Source organism: Flavobacterium album, assembly GCF_003096035.1.
GTDB lineage: Bacteria > Bacteroidota > Bacteroidia > Flavobacteriales > Flavobacteriaceae > Flavobacterium > Flavobacterium album.
This window is the reverse complement of the sequence record NZ_CP029186.1, coordinates 3779096-3799570: the sequence shown is the minus strand read 5'-3', so window position 1 is coordinate 3799570 and position 20475 is coordinate 3779096. Positions and strand designations below refer to the sequence as shown.

Here is a 20475-nt window from a genome sequence, read left to right as displayed (position 1 = left end):
ATTCAATATTGGCAGGATATAAAATATTGACCAGCCTCAAGATTTTTGGAGGCGGGAAAGAGTTTCGGGTGTCATGCGGAGGTAGGAGGCAATATACTTGTGCGGCACTTCCTGGAATAGCTGCGGTGAGCGCCGGAGCACTCTTTCATAACGTTCGCGGGGCGATGTGGTAAGCAGGTCGGTTTCCCTTTCGAGCTGGCCGATAATGATGTAACCCAAAATGATATTCCATAATTCCAGATGCTTCCTGTCGCTGTTGATAAAGTCCAGGAACGCTGCTCTTGGGATCGATCTGATACTGACCTGTTTGATCGCTTCCGCAGTGTAAAGGGTAGGCTGGCCTGTGATCAAATTGTCCATTGCGGCAAAAAGCGAACCCTTGTATGCAAAGCGGATAGTGTTGGTTTCCTCATCGTTTTGGGAGACGATGCGCACAGTACCCTGCTCCAGGAGATACACGGGCACATCGGCCCGGCCTGCCGAAAACAGCAGTTCGCCACGCTTTAGTTCCACAGGCTCCGTCCATTGCAATCCGGCATTTTGCATGGCGGTGAGAAGCTCTTGCATTACGTCCATTGTTTTTATTTTCACAAATATAGCAACCTTTGATTAATGGCTTTTTCATAAGGCTTCTTATTGCTTCATCAGAAACATTTCGCGTAAATCGCAAAGACGCAAGTAGGGAGTTGGCAACATTGCATAGCAATGTCATTGCGCCTTTCAGCCATCCTGACTCCGGCCTGAGTCTTGGCGGCTTCGCGGCTTTGCGTGAAATTATTTTTAGCAACTGCAAAAAAAAGCCCTTCGCAATGCGAAAGGCTTTCATATAAGGCAGCAAAAAAATTATTTGCTATTATACTGTGCTATTGCAACTTTCAGTATTTCAACCGAACGAATAAGATCTTCTTTCTTAAGTACATATGCAATACGTATCTCGTCAAGGCCTACATTTGGTGTTGAGTAAAACCCGGCAGCAGGTGCAACCATAACCGTCTCACCATCCAGGTCGAAGCTTTCCAGCAGCCATTGGGCAAACTTGTCGGCGTTGTCTACAGGTAGTTTAGCGATGCAGTAAAATGCGCCTTTTGGGGTAGCGACTTTTACACCTTCAATCTTGTTCAGCTCGGCAATCAGGGTATCCCTGCGCTCGCGGTATTCGCCTATAACTTCGTCAAAATAGCTTTGCGGCGTATCCAATGCTGCCTCGCTGGCTATCTGCTCGAAAGTTGGCGGGCTAAGGCGTGCCTGGGCATATTTCATGGCGGTAGCCATAACTTCTTTATTTTTAGAAACGATGCAGCCTATCCTTGCGCCGCACATGCTGTAACGCTTGGAAACCGAATCGATCATGATAGCATTCTCCTCAATACCCGGAACGTTCATTACCGAATAATGCTTGTCACCGTCATACGTAAATTCACGGTATACTTCGTCAGCAATAAGGAAAAGGTCGTGTTTTTTTACCAGTTCGGCAAGCTGCTGTATCTCTTCCTGGGTATACAGGTAGCCGGTAGGGTTGCCCGGGTTGCAGATAAGTATCGCCTTGGTTTTTGGTGTGATCAGCTTTTCAAAATCAGCAATAGGGGGAAGGGCAAAGCCTTCATCTATAGTAGAGATAACCGGTACTACCTTTACGCCCGATGCAACGGAGAAGCCATTGTAATTGGCATAAAAAGGCTCAGGTATGATAACTTCATCGCCTGCATCCATGGTACTTCCAAGGGCAAAAAGCAATGCTTCAGATCCGCCGGTGGTTATGATAATATTTTCAGGGTTTACATTTACGCCATGTGCCTGGTAAGAAGCGGCGAGCTTATTCCTGTAGCTTTCGAAACCGGCAGAATGGCTGTATTCAAGGATTTGTATGTTGTTGTTCTTAATGGCTTCAAGCGCCACTTCAGGGGTTTTGATATCCGGCTGGCCAATGTTCAGGTGGTATACTTTGTGGCCTTTCTTTTTCGCCATTTCTGAATAAGGAACCAGTTTCCTGATAGGGGATTCGGGCATTTGCCTGCCTTTTTCTGATACTTGCGGCATCTTTGTATTTTTTATGTTGTTGCCGCAAATTTGCAACTTTTTTTAGAGAAATAAATATGTTAGAGCCACTAATTACACGAATTTCACAAATTTGATTCCCAAGTTAAAATTTTGGACAGTAGTTTAATTCAGGTAATCGGCCAAAATAAAACAGCCCCGCATTAGCAGGGCTGATTATACTATTTCCAAGGTAAACTTACTGGTTCACTATAGTTTTTTTCTTTTGCAGTACATTCACCTGGTCCTGTGCAACCACATCGCCTTTTATTTTCAGTGCCACAGTACCGCCGGGATAGTTTACCGCGTTAGACTGTACAGTGATGGTTTTCCTTATAGGGCCCGGATTCATGTTATATTTCACCTCAATCTTTCCGGTTTTTCCCGGTGCAATGGGCTCTTTAGGCCAGTTAGGCACAGTACAGCCGCAGGTAGATTTTGCCTCTTTAATAATAAGGGGCGCATCGCCTGTGTTGGTAAACTCAAAAAATCGTACCCCGTTATCGTCTTCTTTGCTGGTAGTGCCATAATCAATGGTGTCGCCATTCTTAAGCTCTAATTTAGCCCCTGACTGTGCATAACCTGAAGCGGTGATAACTAACACTGCGATCAAACCTAAAATTCGTTTCATTTTGGTAATTTTTTGTTTTTAGTAAAAATACTCAGTTTAAATTAAAGTACAAATAGTAGGCCACTTTTTTTATTGTACTTATATAGTTACTTTTGCAGGTAATTTACAAAAACCAGACCAAACATTTTTTTGGAATAAAAGCACTTAAAAATCATGACAATCCCATCGCAATTTGACGCTAAGGCCGCTGAGGGCAAATGGTATGAGTACTGGATGAAGCACAATTATTTTCATTCGGAACCCGACCACAGGACACCGTATACTATCGTAATCCCCCCGCCAAACGTCACCGGGGTACTGCACATGGGCCACATGCTGAACAACACGATACAGGATGTACTGATTCGCCGTGCGCGCCTGAAAGGCTTTAACGCCTGCTGGGTACCGGGTACCGACCACGCTTCTATCGCTACCGAAGCTAAAGTCGTGGCGAAGCTAAAAGCCGAGGGTATCAATAAAAACGACCTTACCCGCGAAGAGTTCTTAAAGCACGCATGGGAATGGACCGATAAGTATGGCGGCGTAATACTCGAGCAGCTTAAGAAGCTGGGTGCTTCATGCGACTGGGACCGTACCAAATTCACGATGGACCCGGATATGTCGGCTTCGGTTATAAAATCGTTTGTAGACCTTTATAATAAAGGCCTGATATACCGCGGCTACCGTATGGTGAACTGGGACCCGGAAGCGAAGACGACGCTTTCTGACGAAGAGGTAAATTATGAAGAACGCCAGGGCACATTGTACCATCTGAAATATAAGATAGAAGGCAGCGAGGACTATGTGACCGTAGCCACCACGCGCCCGGAAACCATATTGGGGGATACTGCCATCTGTATCAATCCTAACGATGAGCGCTACACCCACCTGAAAGGCAAGAATGCGATCGTGCCTATTGCAAACCGCGTTATCCCGATCATTTTTGATGAGTATGTTGATATGGAATTCGGTACGGGATGCCTGAAGGTAACTCCGGCACACGATGTTAATGATAAAGAGCTTGGCGAGCGCCATAACCTTGAGATCATCGATATTTTTAACGATGATGCTACATTAAACAGCTTTGGCCTGCATTATGCAGGAAAAGACCGTTTTGTGGTTCGAGATGAGATTGCCAACGAGCTCGAAACCATCGGCAGCCTTGCAAAGACCGAAGTTCACGTAAATAAAGTGGGGACTTCCGAAAGGACCAAAGCGGTTATCGAGCCGCGGCTGAGCGACCAGTGGTTCCTGAAAATGGAAGAGTTGGCAAAACCTGCTATAAAAGCTGTACTTGAAACGGAAGAAGTAAAACTGTACCCGAAACGTTTTGACAACACTTACCGCCACTGGATGGAGAACATCCGCGACTGGAACATTTCGCGCCAGCTGTGGTGGGGCCAGCAGATACCGGCCTATTATTTTGGCGATGGCAAAGAGGACTTTGTAGTTGCTGAAAATGCAGCTGATGCCCTTGCTTTGGCCAAAGAACGCACAGGAAACCAGAACCTTACTGCCGCCGACCTGAAACAGGATCCGGATGCGCTGGATACCTGGTTCTCTTCCTGGCTGTGGCCAATGGCTGTTTTCGGTGGCATACTGGAGCCTGAGAATAAAGATTTTAAATACTATTACCCTACCAACGACCTTGTTACCGGACCGGATATTCTTTTCTTCTGGGTGGCGAGGATGATCGTTGCAGGTTATGAATATACCGGCGAAAAGCCATTCTCGAATGTTTACCTGACAGGTCTCGTTCGCGATAACCAACGGAGGAAGATGTCCAAATCCTTGGGCAATTCACCCGACCCATTAGACCTTATTGAAAAGTTCGGTGCCGATGGTGTACGTACAGGATTGTTACTGAGCGCCTCTGCCGGTAACGACATCATGTTTGATGAGGAGTTATGCAACCAGGGTAAAGCTTTCGCTAATAAGATATGGAATGCATTCCGCCTGATAAAAGGGTGGGAGGTAAGTGATATCGAACAGCCGGATTCTGCCCGTATGGCAATCAGCTGGTATGAAGCAAAGCTGAATAAAACCCTTGCCGAGATCGAGGACCATTTTGAAAAATACCGCATCAGCGATGCGTTGATGGCAATCTATAAGCTGGTTTGGGATGATTTCTGCTCATGGTTCCTCGAGATGATCAAACCGGGTTACCAGCAGCCGATCGACAGGACCACGTATGACAAAGCTATTGAAATGCTTGAAGCCAATCTGAAGCTGCTCCATCCGTTCATGCCTTTTCTTACCGAAGAGATATGGCAGTACATTGCAGACAGGAAGCCGGAAGAGGCACTTATCATTTCGAAATGGCCAATAATGAAACAGGCTGATGAAAGGCTTATTGCAGGCTTTGAAACAGCTACTGAGGTAATATCGGGAATACGCACGATCAGGAAGGATAAGAACATCCCGTTCAGGGACAGTATCGACCTGAAAGTACTCAATAATGAAAACCTTTCCGCGGAGTTCGACAGCATTATCATGAAGCTTGGAAATGTAGCAAATCTGGAATATACTGCCGAAAAAGTAAACGGGGCGCTTACCTTCAGGGCAGGTTCCAACGAATACTTTATCCCGGTAACAGGTGCTGTAAATGTTGAGGAAGAGATTACCAAGCTAACGGAAGAGCTTAACTATAATAAAGGTTTCCTCAAATCGGTACAGGCAAAATTATCGAATGAGAAATTCGTAGGCAGTGCTCCTGAAAAAGTTGTTGCCATGGAAAGGCAGAAAGAAGCCGATGCACTGGCTAAGATCGCTACTATTGAGCAAAGCCTTGCAAGCCTGAAATGATTTAGCCACGAATTACACGAATTTCCACAAATTTTTGAATTAGTGAAAATATTTAAATCCCGCTTCGGCGGGATTTTTTGTTTTTCAGCCATGGAACTTGTCCAACAGTAGAACAGTCGGAATTGTATAAACTTTTAGGATAATTGCTTACAAGCTTTAAAAAGAAATTCCAGCTACAAATTATATTAATTTAAAATTTGTGGAAATTCGTGTAATTCGTTGCTAAAATTACTCTTCGGTAGGGAAGTAAGTTATTTTCCTTTCAACAACTGTAAAAGGCTTATTGTTAAGCGTTACGGTCTTTTTAGTCCAGTTGCCTTTATCATCATACTCATAGGTGTAGGTGCGATCGTCAATAATTTCTCCTTTTCCGTTGACAGTTTTTACGGCGGTAGCATTATTGTGCCCGTCATATTTATAAACCACCCTCATTTCGGGTGCGTTATTTCGGGTCATCGTCCAGCTGGTCACATTTCCTTTGCTGTCATAGGTATAGCTATCCATTACTTCCGATTTGTCTGAATTATCGATAGTATAGCGTTTCACCAGGTTGCCTTTTTTATCATAGCTGCTTTTTTCACTGTTCAGCACTACGCCTTTGCCATCAGTGGTTTCCTTTTTTGTAACATTTTTGCCATCGTAGCCATAGGTCATTGTGTATAGCGGCTTGTCTTTGCTGTAGCGCGATTCCGAAATTTTCCTGTTTTGCCCATCATATTCGTAAAGGTTTTTCACCTGTACATATTCGCTTCCCAAATAAAGGTTTTCGCCCTTCAGGTTCCCATTACTGTCATAAACGTAAGTAATCCTGTCATTTGGGTTGTCCTGGTTGTTAAAGGTTTTCTTCTCCATCAGCTTTTTTCCTTCGTAAGTCATAGCTATACGGTCAATTTGCGAATTGTCTGCGTTGCGGCGTATGATGCCCGTGATGTTCCCCGACTTATCACGGCTGTTCTCCGTTTTTATTCCTATCTGCCCATTGATATACTGCACTTTGCTTAGCATGTTTTCCCGCCCGTTGTATTTTATCTCCTCAAATGGGGTTGTAGCGTTTAGCCATAGCTTTTCAGAGACCAGCATCCCTTTTTCGTTAAAGGTAAGGTCGTTGTCGTGGCTGCTGGCAATTTCATTTTTTGTGCCGCCTTTTTGCCCGGCAGCATCAATTTCATAAGATTTCTCAGAAACTTCCTTTACATTGCCTTCCAGTTTATAAAAGGGCCAGTCGGCTTTTGACCTGTCAACAGATTCTTTTGTTTCTTCGTCCCGGCAGGAAACCAAAACAAGTAATAAGGCTAACGGATATAGGTATTTCATGTGTTTGTATTATTTTGAATATCCCAAAAATCATTCTTTTTTTCGAAATCTACAAGGGATTGTAAAACTGATAATGTGAATCTGACAGGCTTTCACAAATTTCCTGGTGTTATAAAAGAAAAATCCGCCCGAAGGCGGATAAATCATTATGTATTAAGAATTTTTGATCTGCGTAAATCCGCCCGATCCGCGTCATCCGCATTCCTTTTTACTTCTTCAAAGCCGCATCATATTTTTTAGCAACGGCATCCCAGTTGATTACATTATAAAAAGCGGTGATATATTCCGGCCTTTTATTTTGGTAGTTCAGGTAGTATGCGTGTTCCCAAACGTCAAGCGCTAGTACCGGCTTTCCGGCTACTGCTGCGCCAGGCATCAACGGGTTGTCCTGGTTTGGTGTGCTGGTAATGGCCAGTTTGCCGTCTTTTGTCACTACAAGCCATGCCCATCCGGAACCGAATTGCTTGGTAGCAGCCTCTGTAAATTGTGTTTTGAAGTTCTCATAAGAGCCAAAGTCTTTAGTGATAGCCTCAGCAAGTGCGCCTTTTGGCTCACCACCTGCTTTAGGGCCCATTATTTCCCAAAACAGGGAGTGGTTGTAAAAACCGCCCGCATTATTCCTTACAGGTTTGTTCTCCATGTTTAGTGTAGCAAATATCTCCTCGATGGTTTTCTTTTCAAGGTCGGTACCCTTGATGGCCTTGTTCAGCTCATCGGTATATTTCTTGTAATGCTTAGAGTAATGGATCTCCATTGTTTTGGCATCGATATTTGGGGCAAGTGCGTCATACGCATAACCCAGTTTTGCCATCTGGAAAGGGCCTTCTTCGGCTTTTACGTCGTCCGGATTCCCCATTGGCGCAGCTGGTGCAGCTGTTTCTTTCTCAGGAGCAGGCACGTCTACTACTTCTTCCAGTTCATTTTTATCTTTACACGACTGCAATGCGGCTATCACTACCAATGCAGAGAAGAAAATTTTTACTTTTTTCATATCGGTCATTATTTAATTATAGAATTAATAGTCTCAATGTAGAGCTGTTTGGCTTCATCCGGTGTAAGGTGCTGCACCTGCATCCAAGCATTCATCTTGAAGGCGTTCCTAAGGTCGAAGTTCTGGTAATAACCCTGGTTCGCCTCCCCGGACGTAGCCTGCTTATAGTAGGCATAAATCCGCAGCATGACATCCTGCGGGAGGGCCTGCTGCATGTTGGATGCTTTTTCGTAAGCTTCCTGAAAAAGGGTATCGAGGTCCTTTTCGGGCATGGAATTATGCTTTAGTTGCTATTACAGTTTTTCCGCCAATGGCTTTTTGGCCCAGCGTAACATTCACTTCGGTACCCAATGGGAGGAACAGGTCGACCCTGGAACCGAATTTTATAAAGCCGGCATCGGTACCCTGTACCACCTGCATGCCTTCGCGTGCATAATTTACAATACGCCTTGCCAGTGCACCGGCTATCTGCCTGTATAATATCTCGCCAAAGTAACTGTTCTCGGTCACTACCGTTGTGCGCTCGTTTTCTTCGCTCGCTTTAGGATGCCATGCCACAAGGTATTTACCCGGATGGTATTTGCTGAATTTCACAAGTCCGTTTACCGGATACCGCGTTACGTGCACATTGATAGGCGACATAAAGATGGATACCTGCAGGCGCTTGTCCTTGAAATACTCCGGCTCAAACACTTCTTCTATCACTACAACTTTCCCGTCAACCGGTGCAATGATAACATGGTCGGCGGCATCCACATAACGTTTTGGGTTCCTGAAGAACTGCAGTATGAGTATCAGGAAAATAAGCGCAATGACCTGTATGGCCTTGAGCAGCCAGAAGCTGTGTATGAATTGGTCAGAGAGTATTACAACTCCTACGGTTATCGCCAGTGCGATGAAAATGATCTTTGCTCCTTCTTTATGAAACATAACTTATGATTTGGTAATACAAAAATAGGAAAGGTATTGCAAATATAATACTATCAAGCCTGTCTAAAATTCCGCCGTGGCCCGGCATGATGCTCCCGCTGTCTTTAACACCTGCCACCCGCTTAAATTTTGATTCTACTAGGTCGCCTAATGTGCCGAATATTACAAGGATAACGGCCGAAACCATCCATTGAAGGGGTGAAAAGTTTTTATAGTACAAACTTAGGATATATGCAGCAGCAATTGCAAAAGCCATCCCGCCAAGAAATCCTTCAATGGTCTTTTTAGGTGAAATGCGCTCAAATAACTTATGTTTGCCAATAGATTTACCAATAATATAGGCGAAAGTATCGTTGGTCCAGATGATAGTAAAAGCCCCGATAACGATTTGTGGCAAATATGGAATGATACCTGAACCTGATTCTGTTCCGTATGTTGTAGTAATTGGCAATTTGACTATCAGGATAAAGGGAAAAATGACATAGCCGAACAGTTGGGCATATTTTACCGTACTGTTCTTTTGTGCCGATGGCCTTTGGCTGAAAAGCTCTTCCAAAAGTAATGATGCTATGAAAATAGAACCAATACAAAGCGAGAGATTGGCTGACAGATCATTGTTTGGGATTACAAAGGTAAACAGGCCGAGACTTGCAGCACCCAAAATAAGCGGTAATGGGTAATTGAGGTTAACCAGCCTGCAGAATTCTGTAATGGCTATCAGCATAAAAATGCCGAATAAAATTACAAAACTTATAGGGGAGTAAAGCGTTGCGCCTAATAACAGTGCTATATAAACAATACCTGAGAGCGCCCTGACTGTGCTTTCGTTCATCTTACAGGTCTTCTAAAAGCAACAGGTACATATTTTTTGCCGAACTTCCGTACTGCAGGAAATCTTCCTCTTTCGCTTTTTCAAAATATTTTATTGTAGTGATATTGGTAGGGTAGTCCCTGTCGTATTTTTTCTTAATTACCCTCAGGCCGTCACTCTTGCTGCCCAGTATCTGGCTGGTAGTAGCATATACCACGATGTTGGCAGGAAGCTCATTGGGCTTGTTCTGCTTTATCTGGTTCGATGAAAAAAGTATCGAGCCTTCGTCTGCAATAAGGTTTTCGCAGGTAGCCAAAAGGAATTTTGGATCCTGCGGTTTTGTGTAAGTCAGCTTGTTTTCATCGAGAAGTGGGTAAAGTCGCGGCTCCAGGCACATTACTTCACATTCAAACCAGTCATTTTCCTCAAGCACATTAAGGAATTGCTCATGCACTTCAGACAGGTTCTCGCAATATATGAACTTACCGCCGTTCTTCCTGAAATTTGTCATGAATAACTCATCGACAGGAAGTTGCTGCTCCGGGAGAAAAGGGCTCCCGTCCGGATTTTTATCTTCGCCCGAAATATCGTTTGCGGCGCCAAAAATTTTTTTAAAAAGACTCATACAGTTTTATCCGGTTTTTCCTTGAATCTCAAAGATAAAAAAATCTTAATTCAATTTTGCGATTGAATTAAGATTTTTGGTATTATTTGGCAAAATAAGGATTATGCTTCTGTAACCATCTCATGCCCCGGTTTATCATATGGCCTCTTGCCGAAAATATCTTCAAGGTCATCTTTAAATATCACTTCCCTTTCGATAAGGATATCTGCTAGTTTCGTCAGTTTATCCTTGTTCTCTTCCAGTATGCTGATGGCGCGCTGGTATTGCGCTTCTATAAGCATCGATATTTCTTTGTCGATTACCTGCGCAGTATCTTCGGAATATGGTTTGGAGAAGTTGTATTCGCTCTGCCCCGATGAATCATAGTAGGTAATGTTGCCCAATTTTTCGTTAAGCCCGTATATCGTAACCATGGCGCGTGCCTGTTTTGTCACTTTTTCAAGGTCGCTTAGTGCGCCTGTAGATATCTTATCGAATGTTACCTTCTCGGCAGCGCGTCCTCCCATGGTGGCACACATCTCGTCGAGCATCTGCTCCGGCCTTACGATCAGCCTTTCTTCCGGCAGGTACCATGCAGCGCCAAGGCTTTGCCCGCGCGGAACGATGGTTACTTTCACCAAAGGTGCTGCGTGTTCCAGCATCCAGCTAACGGTGGCATGCCCGGCTTCGTGTATTGCGATCGCGCGTTTTTCTTCCGGCGAAATGATCTTGTTTTTCTTTTCAAGGCCGCCCACGATACGGTCTACCGCGTCAAGGAAATCCTGCTTGTCTACAGCCTTTTTATCGTTACGGGCAGCAATAAGGGCTGCTTCGTTACATACATTTGCAATGTCGGCACCAGAGAATCCCGGTGTCTGCTTGGCAAGGAATTCGGTATCAAGGTCTTCTGATTTCTTAAGCGGCTTCAGGTGAACCTCGAAGATTTCGCGGCGCTCACGGATGTCCGGAAGGTCTACATAGATCTGCCTGTCAAAACGTCCGGCACGCATCAGTGCCTTGTCCAGTACATCGGCACGGTTAGTCGCGGCAAGCACAATTACATTTGTATTGGTACCAAAGCCGTCCATTTCTGTAAGTAGCTGGTTCAGTGTGTTTTCACGCTCATCATTGGAGCCTGAGAAGTTGTTTTTTCCACGGGCACGTCCCACAGCATCAATCTCATCTATGAATATGATGGCTGGAGATTTTTCCTTAGCCTGCTTGAAAAGATCGCGTACCCTTGAGGCGCCCACACCCACAAACATTTCCACGAAATCGGAACCTGACAGTGAGAAGAAAGGAACTTTCGCCTCACCGGCAACAGCTTTCGCCAATAGGGTCTTACCGGTTCCCGGAGGGCCCACAAGAAGCGCACCTTTCGGAATTTTACCGCCTATGCTCGTATATTTTTCGGGGTTTTTAAGGAATTCCACGATTTCCTGTATCTCTTCTTTCGCGCCTTCAAGGCCTGCAACATCTTTGAATGTTACCTTGATGTCGTTCTTTTCGTCGAAAAGTTTGGCTTTCGACTTGCCGATATTGAAGATCTGTCCGCCTCCGCCGCCGGCACCGCCACCCGACATCCTGCGCATCATAAAGATCCACAACGCGACAAGTATCAGTATAGGAAGGAGGGTTAGCAGTACATCGCCCCACATGCTTTCCGGCTCTGCAGAATAATCGTTCAGCTTTTTAGCATTATAGGCCTCGTCCAGCTTTTTGGTAAAAAGCTCGTTCTTATCGCCAATAACCACCGTGTAATGAGGCCCCCTGTTCGGATTGCCAAACATGTCCTTTTGCGGTACTTTCTGGTGCTCCTTATTTTTAAGGAACTGGTCTTTAATGTAAATGTCGGCAGTGGTTTTACTGTACACTACTTTGTTTACCTGCCCGGCATCAAGGTATTTGTAGAATGTCGAGAGCGATGTCGGCCTCGGTTCGCTCCAGTTGGAGTCGCCTACAACATATTGTATGGCGAAAAACATGAGCAAAATACCGCCATATATGAGCCATGGGCTTATTTTGAGCTTATTGGATTTATTATCTTTTGACATGAATTTGTTTTAATTAATAGTTGTTCCCTATTGATGTTATCCTTGCATCACCCCACAGGCTTTCTATGTTGTAGTACTCACGGATATGTTTCTGGAATACGTGTACCACAATGTTCACATAATCCATAAGGACCCACTCACCGTTCTCTGTGCCTTCCACATGCCACGGCTTATCTTTCAACTCTTTCGAAACAACTTTCTGGATGGAGTGAACGATCGCGTTCACCTGTGTATTTGAAGTACCGTTGCAGATTACGAAATAATCGCACACGGTGTTATCTATTGCCCTTAGATCGAGGATATCTATATCGTTACCTTTTACTTCTTCAATGCCTTTGATGATATTGGCTAATAAATCATCATTGCTTACGTTCTTTTTCGCCATTTAAAAATTTATATATTTAGCAAAGTTACCATTTTTTGTATTTACTTTTGAACCTTAACACAAGATTAAAAGACATAATACGTCATTATTTGTGATGAATATAATCAAACTCAGTGCCATTAACTCTACCAACGATTACCTGAAGGGCCTGCTGGGCGAAAGGTATGTTGAAAACTTCACGGTAGTGTCTGCCGAAAGCCAGACGCAGGGCAGGGGGCAGATGGGAGCCAAATGGGATGCCGAACCGGGCAAGAACCTAACATTTAGTGTATTGGTGAAAGACCTGCTCCTCGAAATAAATGAGATATTCAGCCTGAATGCAGCGGTGGCTGTCAGTATTATAGAAGCGCTTCAGGAGTTTGTAAAAAAGGAAATTTGCATTAAATGGCCTAACGACATTTTGGCAGGGAATTTTAAGATTGGCGGGATACTTATTGAGAACAGCATTAAGAATGATGGTGAGATCTACTCGATCATCGGCATCGGTCTCAATGTCAACCAAACCGATTTTACCGGGTTGCCAAAAGCATCATCTTTGGCTGTTGCCGAAGGAAAGGAATTTGATAAAGAAGCCATAATGATAGCCATTGTTGCGAAGCTTCGCCGCAATGTGTCACGCATCCTCAATAAAGATTCTGCCGCTATATGGCACAGCTACCACCAAAAGCTTTATAAAAAAGATGTCCCGATGCCGTTTGAAAAAGATGGCCAACGTTTTATGGGCATCATAAAAGGCGTATCGCGTGACGGAAATCTCCAGGTACAATTGGAAGATGACAGTATTGCAAGTTTTGGTTTAAAAGAAGTTGTACTTCTTTATTAGTTACAAAGTAAAGTATATACAATATGCAGCAAATTTTGCTATCCTCTGAATAAATATAATGGAAATGGGCCAAATCAAATAAACATATTACAAATTATGAAAGGGTTTATACTTACACTTACAATCTTATGCTTTGGCATTACATACGCCCAGAAGGAAGGACAGGACTTTTGCAAAGGCTTATCTAACGGTGCATATTTTCCATTAGACATCAAAAACAAGAAACTGTTATGGAGCGATACCTTTTATTTTGAAACGTTCGAAAAAGATACGGTCATAGGAGGAAATAAATACCTTAAGTTTAAACAGGTGTGGGAAAAAGGCAATAATGATGTACTTTTTTTTCGAGAGAAAACAGGTGTCGTTTTTCAGTATTTTCCGGAGAATAATAAAGAGATCGTGCGTATAGATCCGTCTTTCAAGCCCGGCGATACCTGGAAAAACGAATTGCAGGATTGTGTCTTTACACTTATCGGGTATGATGAAAAACTTGAAACACCCTATTGTCAATATAATGGGCTTCTTGCAATTAAAGCAGTATACCCCAAGGTGACTTATGTTTTTTACTATCAGAAAGGCTATGGATATGTTGGTGCTACTAAAAATGGCAAAACACTTTCTGCGGCTTCTCCGGAATGAAAAGATTAATGTCCGGTTATTCATCAAATAGCCCGTTACGGAGAAATTACTATGAAGTTTCAGAATATAGATTTCAGATTCCACTCAAGCCTGTAAAACACTTTGTTTATCGGTATGAGTGAAGCTCAATCTGAAATCTACAATCTGAAATCTGAAATTTCCTAATCTTCTAATTCCTCTTCTTCTTCGCCATCCCCAAAATCATTAATAAGGAAATCAATAACAAGCTCAATAGTATCACCGTTCTCGTTTAGCCCCCAATACGCGGGGTAATAGCCGTCGCCCCAACCGGAAGCGAACATAATGGCGTTGTTGTCGGAATCCGGGTTCGGATGGTGGTCGTTCCAGTCGCCAAGCTGCCTTGAGAAATTATTTTTTCCTGAATATTCCCGGAACTCTTCTGCAAGTACCTCGTCATAATAATTAGATTCCGGCTTGCTGTCCTGTACTTGGTCGATCTTCGCTATCAGTTCGGAATTAGTCTGCTCGTCAAGAAAGCATGCCAGTCCCGATTCTACAGGAAAGCCGTAGAATTCATCCTCGCCCAGTTCGTTAAGCTCGTCTTCAGTGAGGTCATCAGTAAGCGCCAGTATCCATTTCGATGCCTCTTCAGGACGAAACTTGATCTTAGCATAAGCGATCCTGTGGTGAAGCTCATCCATCTTTGCTACATAAATATAAACAGGATATTTGTCAGGCTCTACGGTGCGCGAAAAAGGCTGCTGCTCTTCGGTGAAGAACGGGTCAGCAGCAATGATCCTTCCTGTTGGCAGGTTTACATCGCCTATATGGATTTCTACCAGTTCCTGTCCGTTGATTTCAGCGGCAAGATCATAGGGTAGCTCAAAGTCATTAATATCTTTCATGATGTGGTTTTTTTATTGATACTAAAATTAATCAAAACAATAATGCCTTCAGACACTTTATAAAATCTTTAACCAGTCGGGAATTTCAAATTTTAAAAAACAAAGTCTAAAACTTTGACGTACCAAAAAAAAAGAAATTCCAAACGCGGAATTATTCAGCATGCCAAATTCTTTGGCAATATCGCTGAGTACAAGTTCGAGGTTTTATTTGGGACAACTCCTTCAGATAAAGGAGTAGGGTTACCCCAATGGGTATCAGTATGATGGCTATCAGTATTAAGGTTTGGGGTCTTCTTCAAATGCCGGGCCTATCGGTTCGGGTAAAATGAGTTCGGGGCTTAGCGAAGGTATGAGCTTACGCATGGCCTGCGCATTGTTTTCGGAGCAATCTATAAAATACCAGTTAGCGCCATTATCGTTAGAGATGGCAATTACATTGGTAAAAGCCGTAAGCTTGCCGCCCGGTATGCGCATTTCAATCATCTCATTGAAGGTGCATTGCATTTCGCCTCCCACAACCAGTATCTTAGAAGGCGGCCCAAACGTCACGTTCACGAAAACAACACCTTCGGCTTCAAATTCCTCAAAGCTTTTTTTAGTGTCTTCAGCCATTTTAGCTTTCCCGCCCATCATCTGCACTACGGTAGGGTGGCTGTACTTTACGAAAGCAGCATAATCTTTGGCAATGAATGCCTTGCCCATAGCATCAGCCTGTGTGAGTATCACATTGTCCAGCGCTCCGTTCACACCCTGCGAACGTGCCCCAAGGCCGGTTATCAAACACAATAACAGCAATATTGTTTTCATAATATTCAGGTAACATTTGCATAAAAATATAAAAAAGCCTCTTAGTTTTACTAAAAGGCTGGTTTTTTATTAAATGAAAGTGTATTCAGCTTATAGCTTATGCATATTATTGGCCAGTGTCTCAATGAATTTAGAAATAGGCCCTTTAACCATCATGGCCATCATCGCATTGAATTCGCCTTCAAAGAATAATTGTATGTCACAGCTGTCAGCAGCTTTCTCATCAATGTTTGCTTTAAGGGTAAACGGCAGCTTGTCGCTTGCAGCACCCAGTACAAGTTTGTTAGGAGCCTGTTTTTCCTTCATCTTGAGCTTAATCTCAGGCATGCCTTTCAATGCAAATATGAACGATTCTTCGCCCGTCACTTCAAACTTCGCCGTGTTCTCGGGCATCAGCTTTTCGAAGTTCTTTACATCGCTAAGGGCATCAAAAATATATTTGGCCGGTTTGTTAACCGTTACTTTTTGGCTTTCTAAATTCATTATTTCAGATTGTAGATTTTAGATTTCAGATTGAGCTTCACTCAAAATGGAATTTGATTATGTTCACTTTGCTTTAGTAATAATGATGATTCAGAATTTCTTCAATGTAGCATTTCAGGATTGAGTGGAATCTGAAATCTACGATCTGAAATCTGAAATTATTGTCCCCACGTCGAAGGGCTTTTGCGCCATTCCTTCAGGGTTTCCTGTTCTTTTTCTGTAATATATTGTTTCGCTGCAGCTTCTTCAAGCAGCGTGTCATAATTGCCAAGCGTATGCAGCGTTACGTTCGCCTTTTTGAAATTCTCTACAGAAACATCAAAGCCATATGTAAATATCGCCACCATGCCTTTTACGTTGGCTCCGGCTGCTTTCAGTGCATCAACGGCCAGGAGGCTGCTGTTGCCGGTAGAGATAAGGTCTTCCACCACTACCACGTTCTGGCCTTTCTGCAAAAAGCCCTCCACCTGGTTCTGGCGGCCATGCTTTTTAGGTTCCGGGCGCACATAAACAAAAGGAAGTCCCATATATTCAGCTACGAGCATCCCGATGCCTATCGCTCCGGTAGCTACGCCGGCGATAACGTCGGGCTTTCCGAACTCCTTCTCTATATGCTTCGAAAACTCTTCGCGTATGTAGTTGCGTATCGGTGGAAATGAAAGAGTTATCCTATTATCGCAGTATATAGGCGATTTCCAACCCGAAGCCCATGTAAATGGAGTTTGCGGATTTAATTTAATTGCGTTTATTTGTAAAAGCAATTCGGCTGTTTTTTTAGCGGTGTCTGTATTAAAAATCATACTGCAAATGTATAAAGTTTTTGTAAACGATAAGCCACTTTTTTTGACAAATCAGGTCGAGAAAGAAACCGATTTCCAGATGTTTTTACTGGAGAGCGTTGATATTGAGCAGCTCATAAAGAAGATGTTCAATAATAAAGTACATAAGGCGTTTTTGTATTATCCTGATGAAAAGGAGATACTAAAGAAGCTTAAAGAAAAAATTCCGGTTGCCAAGGCGGGCGGAGGACTCGTTTACAATACTAATGGCGAAGTGCTCTTCATCTTCCGTAACGGCAAATGGGACCTCCCTAAGGGCGGCATAGAAAAAGGTGAGGAGATAGAAGATACCGCTATCCGGGAAGTAGAGGAGGAGACAGGTGTAAGCGGACTAAAGATCATACAGAAGCTGCAAAAGACCTACCATGTTTTCAAAAGGAATGGTGTTTACAAACTTAAGATCACCCATTGGTTTGAAATGAAGACCAATTATAAAGGGGGGCTTATCGGCCAGAAAAATGAAGGTATCGAAAAAGTTGCCTGGTTAAAGCCGGAAGAGATAAAAGATGCTCTGACAAATTCCTATGAGAATATAAAGCTGCTTTTTGAAGCGGTGGAAGTAGAGAAGTAATATTGTATTTTAATGATAAAGCGGTTTAAACTTTCATGGTTTAAACCGCTTTTATATTTGAATTGCTAAGTACCTTAAAATCTCAGCTCCTAACCTTACTCACTCAAAATCTCCTCATTTTCCCGGTCAAGATACCCCTGTACGATTTCAATAGCATTTGCAACCACATCGCTCAGGGCAGTGATATAGCTGCCGTCTTTAGCATTGTCGATTGCGTGCTTAATGGCATCTGTCTCTTTAGCAATGATTTCGTGGGTTGTATTCCGTCCGGAACGCTGGATTCCTTCCATAATAAGCCCGTTGATATTCTCATCGGTACGCCCGCGCAGGTGCTTTTCCTGGCGAATGATGATGTGGTCGAACATCCGTGCCGCAATCTCGGCACATTCCCTGATGTCTTCATCGCGTCGGTCGCCTACACCGGCGATGATGCCTATTTTGTGGGTAGCTTCCACATTCTGGAGGAAATCTTCCACAGCGCGGTAGCCGGCAGGGTTGTGCGCAAAGTCGATAAGCACGTTAAACTTCCTGAAATTGAAGATGTTCATACGGCCCGGCGTTTGTGCCGCTCCCGGAATGAACGTTTGCAGCGAAAGGCTGATGTCATCGGTCTTAAAGCCCCATAGGTAGGAAGCCAGCGATGCTGCCAGTACATTGGCGATCATAAACTTCGCCTTGCCACCCAATGTCAGCGGAACGTGTGATGCTTTTTCGATACGGATCTTCCATTCGCCTTTCTTTATGGTGATAAAGCCGTTTTCATATACGGCAGTGGTCCTTCCTTCTTTGGCCAGCTCTTTTATGAATGGGCTGTCTTCATCCATGCTGAAGTAGGCCACGTTGCAATCCAGGTCTTTGCCTATTTTGATGCATTCCGCGTCATCGCCGTTCAGGATGGCCCATCCGTCTTTTTTTACACTGCGCACAACCACCCGTTTTACGCGCGAAAGGTCGTCCAGCGTATGGATATCATTAAGGCCGAGATGGTCTTCCTGTATGTTGGTTATGATCCCTATATCACATCTGCTGTAGCCAAGGCCTGAGCGCAATATGCCGCCGCGTGCAGTTTCGAGCACTGCAAATTCTACGGTAGGGTCTTTCAATATATATTCAGCGCTGAAGGGCCCGGTGGTATCGCCCTTTTCAAGCATGTGATTCTGTACATAAATACCGTCCGAGGTGGTAAAGCCTACTTTAAAGCCATTGTTTTTTACAATGTGTGCCAGCAGTCGGGTAGTGGTGGTTTTGCCGTTGGTACCTGTCACCGCAAAAATGGGAATGCGGCTCGGCTTGCCCGGAGGGTAAAGCATATCAATCACAGGCGAGGCTACGTTGCGCGGCAAACCTTCAGATGGTGCCAGGTGCATACGGAATCCCGGTGCGGCATTCACCTCGAGTATAACACCGCCATTTTCTTTAAGCGGCTGCGTAAGGTTCTCGGCCATGATGTCGATACCGCAAACGTCCAGCCCTATAACCCTTGCAATACGTTCGGAAAGGAAAATATTCTCAGGGTGCATCAGGTCGGTCACATCTACAGAGGTGCCGCCGGTGCTAAGGTTGGCTGTCGACTTTAGGTACACAATCTCATCTTTCGACGGGACTGTTTCCAGCGTGTAGCCCATTTTTTCCAGCAGGTCGGTCGTATCCCTGTCTACTGATATTTCCGTCAGCACGTTCTCGTGGCCGTAGCCCCGGCGCGGGTCGGTATTTTCAATATCTATGAGTTCCTGTATCGTGTTCTTCCCGTTGCCTTTTACGTGGGCAGGCACACGCTGTGCAGCGGCAACTACTTTGTTGTCGATAACCAGTACGCGGAAATCGAATCCGGTAATGAATTTTTCAACAATAACCCTTCGGCCATATTTTTGGGCAAATACAAGCCCTGCTTTTGCGTCTTCAAGGTTGGTTACATTTATAGAGGCGCCCTTGCCGTGATTGCCGTCAAGCGGCTTGAGCACTATCGGGTAACCTATTTTTTTTATGATGTCTTCCAGTTCCGCCTCATCAGTACAGATGCCACCGCCGGCAACAGGTATGGAGGCGGCTTCAAGCATGCGCTTGGTAGCTTCTTTATTGCAGGCAATATCCACGGCAATATGGCTTGTTTTATTGGTTATCGTAGCCTGGAAACGCATCTGGTTGATGCCATATCCCAATTGCACGAGCGAGTTGCTGCCCAGGCGTATCCACGGGATATCGCGTGCCACAGCCTCTTCCACGATGCTTCCGGTACTTGGGCCGAGGCGGTCGCGTTCGCGTATCTTCCGCATTTCCTGTATGTCAGCATCAATATCATACTCTGTACCTGCGATCAGCGCTTCGGCAATGCGCACCGATGCTTCAGCGGCATAAATACCAACATTTTCCTCAAGGTAGCTAAAGACCACGTTATATATTCCCGGCGTCTTGGTTTCGCGTGTGCGGCCAAAACCGGTGTCCATTCCTGCCAGCGTCTGGATTTCCAACGCAATATGTTCAATAACGTGGCCCATCCAGGTGCCGCGTTCAATACGCATAAAGAAGCCGCCCCTCACGCCTTCAGAGCAGCGGTGTGTCACAAGGCTGGGTATTAGGGCTTCTATACGTTCACGAAAGCCCGGTATAAGATTGGTAGGTGTTTGTTCGGTTTCTTCAAGGTCAAGCCGCATCTGGATGAGCTTTTTTCTGTAAACGCTCCAGATGTTAGGCCCGCGAAGTGCCTGTATTTTCAATATCTTCATAAATGGTATAGGGTAAGTTAGAGGTGTTTATAGGTGTTTTTTATGTTATTTATCCCGTTTTGGTGCAGATGTCGGTTCATCGTCAGAAAATTAATTAAAAAAATAATCAAAAAGTCCGTTTGGCGTAAATTTTTTAGAAATTTCTTTTTTGCCAATTTTAATATACCATTGGCGTTCTGCTATTTT

20 protein-coding genes are annotated in these 20475 nt (G+C 44.2%); 4 read left to right on the top strand and 16 right to left on the bottom strand.

Features of this window, described 5'->3' with window-relative positions:
* Window positions 1-36: 36 nt before the first annotated feature.
* The 3 genes from HYN59_RS17045 to HYN59_RS17035 all read right to left on the bottom strand — a co-directional run bounded on the left by HYN59_RS17045 (window position 37) and on the right by HYN59_RS17035 (window position 2665).
* Window positions 37-576, bottom strand: a complete 540-nt coding sequence (locus HYN59_RS17045) for a Crp/Fnr family transcriptional regulator (RefSeq protein ID WP_108779429.1) — start codon at window positions 574-576, stop codon at window positions 37-39.
* Between the two features lie 267 nt (window positions 577-843).
* A complete protein-coding gene (locus tag HYN59_RS17040) occupies window positions 844-2037 on the bottom strand; it encodes a pyridoxal phosphate-dependent aminotransferase (RefSeq protein ID WP_108779428.1) in 1194 nt (397 codons plus the stop codon).
* Between the two features lie 196 nt (window positions 2038-2233).
* Window positions 2234-2665: a DUF1573 domain-containing protein gene (locus HYN59_RS17035; RefSeq protein ID WP_108779427.1), complete on the bottom strand. Its 432-nt coding sequence runs from the start codon at window positions 2663-2665 to the stop codon at window positions 2234-2236.
* Window positions 2666-2818: 153 nt separating this feature from the next.
* On the opposite strand from HYN59_RS17035, the gene HYN59_RS17030 reads away from it, so the two are divergent.
* On the top strand, window positions 2819-5449 hold the full coding sequence (locus HYN59_RS17030) for a valine--tRNA ligase (protein ID WP_108779426.1): 2631 nt from the start codon (window positions 2819-2821) through the stop codon (window positions 5447-5449).
* 228 nt (window positions 5450-5677) lie between these two features.
* On the opposite strand, the gene HYN59_RS17025 is transcribed toward HYN59_RS17030, so the two are convergent.
* The 8 genes from HYN59_RS17025 to rsfS form a co-directional block, all read right to left on the bottom strand.
* A complete protein-coding gene (locus tag HYN59_RS17025; RefSeq protein ID WP_108779425.1) occupies window positions 5678-6763 on the bottom strand; it encodes an RHS repeat domain-containing protein in 1086 nt (361 codons plus the stop codon).
* Window positions 6764-6971: 208 nt separating this feature from the next.
* A complete protein-coding gene (locus tag HYN59_RS17020; RefSeq protein ID WP_108779786.1) occupies window positions 6972-7754 on the bottom strand; it encodes a superoxide dismutase in 783 nt (260 codons plus the stop codon).
* 8 nt (window positions 7755-7762) lie between these two features.
* The gene (locus HYN59_RS17015; protein ID WP_108779424.1) at window positions 7763-8026 is read right to left on the bottom strand and encodes an acyl-CoA-binding protein; all 264 of its coding nucleotides are present in this window, start codon (window positions 8024-8026) and stop codon (window positions 7763-7765) included.
* A gap of 4 nt (window positions 8027-8030) precedes the next feature.
* Window positions 8031-8684, bottom strand: coding sequence for a phosphatidylserine decarboxylase family protein (locus HYN59_RS17010; RefSeq protein ID WP_108779423.1), 654 nt, complete (start codon window positions 8682-8684; stop codon window positions 8031-8033).
* Window positions 8674-9516 (bottom strand): phosphatidate cytidylyltransferase, encoded by an 843-nt coding sequence (locus tag HYN59_RS17005; RefSeq protein WP_108779422.1) that lies wholly within the window; start codon window positions 9514-9516, stop codon window positions 8674-8676. Before HYN59_RS17005 ends, HYN59_RS17010 begins: the two co-directional genes overlap by 11 nt.
* A 1-nt stretch (window position 9517) precedes the next feature.
* Complete coding sequence (locus tag HYN59_RS17000; RefSeq protein WP_108779421.1) at window positions 9518-10120, bottom strand: lactate utilization protein B/C; 603 nt, start codon at window positions 10118-10120, stop codon at window positions 9518-9520.
* A gap of 101 nt (window positions 10121-10221) precedes the next feature.
* Window positions 10222-12153: an ATP-dependent zinc metalloprotease FtsH gene (gene ftsH / locus HYN59_RS16995; protein ID WP_108779420.1), complete on the bottom strand. Its 1932-nt coding sequence runs from the start codon at window positions 12151-12153 to the stop codon at window positions 10222-10224.
* 13 nt (window positions 12154-12166) lie between these two features.
* Complete coding sequence (gene rsfS, locus HYN59_RS16990; protein WP_108779419.1) at window positions 12167-12538, bottom strand: ribosome silencing factor; 372 nt, start codon at window positions 12536-12538, stop codon at window positions 12167-12169.
* A 94-nt stretch (window positions 12539-12632) separates the two neighbouring features.
* On the opposite strand from rsfS, the gene HYN59_RS16985 reads away from it, so the two are divergent.
* Together HYN59_RS16985 and HYN59_RS16980 are read left to right on the top strand one after the other, a co-directional pair.
* Window positions 12633-13361 (top strand): biotin--[acetyl-CoA-carboxylase] ligase, encoded by a 729-nt coding sequence (locus HYN59_RS16985; RefSeq protein WP_108779418.1) that lies wholly within the window; start codon window positions 12633-12635, stop codon window positions 13359-13361.
* Window positions 13362-13457: 96 nt separating this feature from the next.
* Entirely contained in the window at window positions 13458-14000 is a 543-nt protein-coding gene (locus HYN59_RS16980; RefSeq protein WP_108779417.1) for a hypothetical protein, read from the top strand.
* Between the two features lie 161 nt (window positions 14001-14161).
* Here HYN59_RS16980 and HYN59_RS16975 read toward each other — a convergent pair whose 3' ends face one another.
* The 4 genes from HYN59_RS16975 to pyrE form a co-directional block, all read right to left on the bottom strand.
* Window positions 14162-14866 carry a DUF4241 domain-containing protein gene (locus HYN59_RS16975; protein WP_108779416.1) on the bottom strand — a complete coding sequence of 235 codons (705 nt, stop codon included), beginning with the start codon at window positions 14864-14866 and terminating at the stop codon, window positions 14162-14164.
* A 276-nt stretch (window positions 14867-15142) separates the two neighbouring features.
* Window positions 15143-15673 (bottom strand): hypothetical protein, encoded by a 531-nt coding sequence (locus HYN59_RS16970; protein WP_108779415.1) that lies wholly within the window; start codon window positions 15671-15673, stop codon window positions 15143-15145.
* Window positions 15674-15763: 90 nt separating this feature from the next.
* Complete coding sequence (locus HYN59_RS16965) at window positions 15764-16156, bottom strand: orotate phosphoribosyltransferase (RefSeq protein ID WP_108779414.1); 393 nt, start codon at window positions 16154-16156, stop codon at window positions 15764-15766.
* A gap of 158 nt (window positions 16157-16314) precedes the next feature.
* Window positions 16315-16956 carry an orotate phosphoribosyltransferase gene (gene pyrE / locus HYN59_RS16960; RefSeq protein ID WP_108779413.1) on the bottom strand — a complete coding sequence of 214 codons (642 nt, stop codon included), beginning with the start codon at window positions 16954-16956 and terminating at the stop codon, window positions 16315-16317.
* 7 nt (window positions 16957-16963) lie between these two features.
* Between pyrE and HYN59_RS16955 the strand changes: the two genes are divergently transcribed.
* Window positions 16964-17566, top strand: a complete 603-nt coding sequence (locus HYN59_RS16955) for an NUDIX hydrolase (protein ID WP_108779412.1) — start codon at window positions 16964-16966, stop codon at window positions 17564-17566.
* 95 nt (window positions 17567-17661) lie between these two features.
* Here the strand turns inward: HYN59_RS16955 and cphA are convergent, their stop codons facing one another.
* Window positions 17662-20289 carry a cyanophycin synthetase gene (gene cphA / locus HYN59_RS16950; RefSeq protein ID WP_108779411.1) on the bottom strand — a complete coding sequence of 876 codons (2628 nt, stop codon included), beginning with the start codon at window positions 20287-20289 and terminating at the stop codon, window positions 17662-17664.
* Window positions 20290-20475 lie beyond the last annotated feature (186 nt).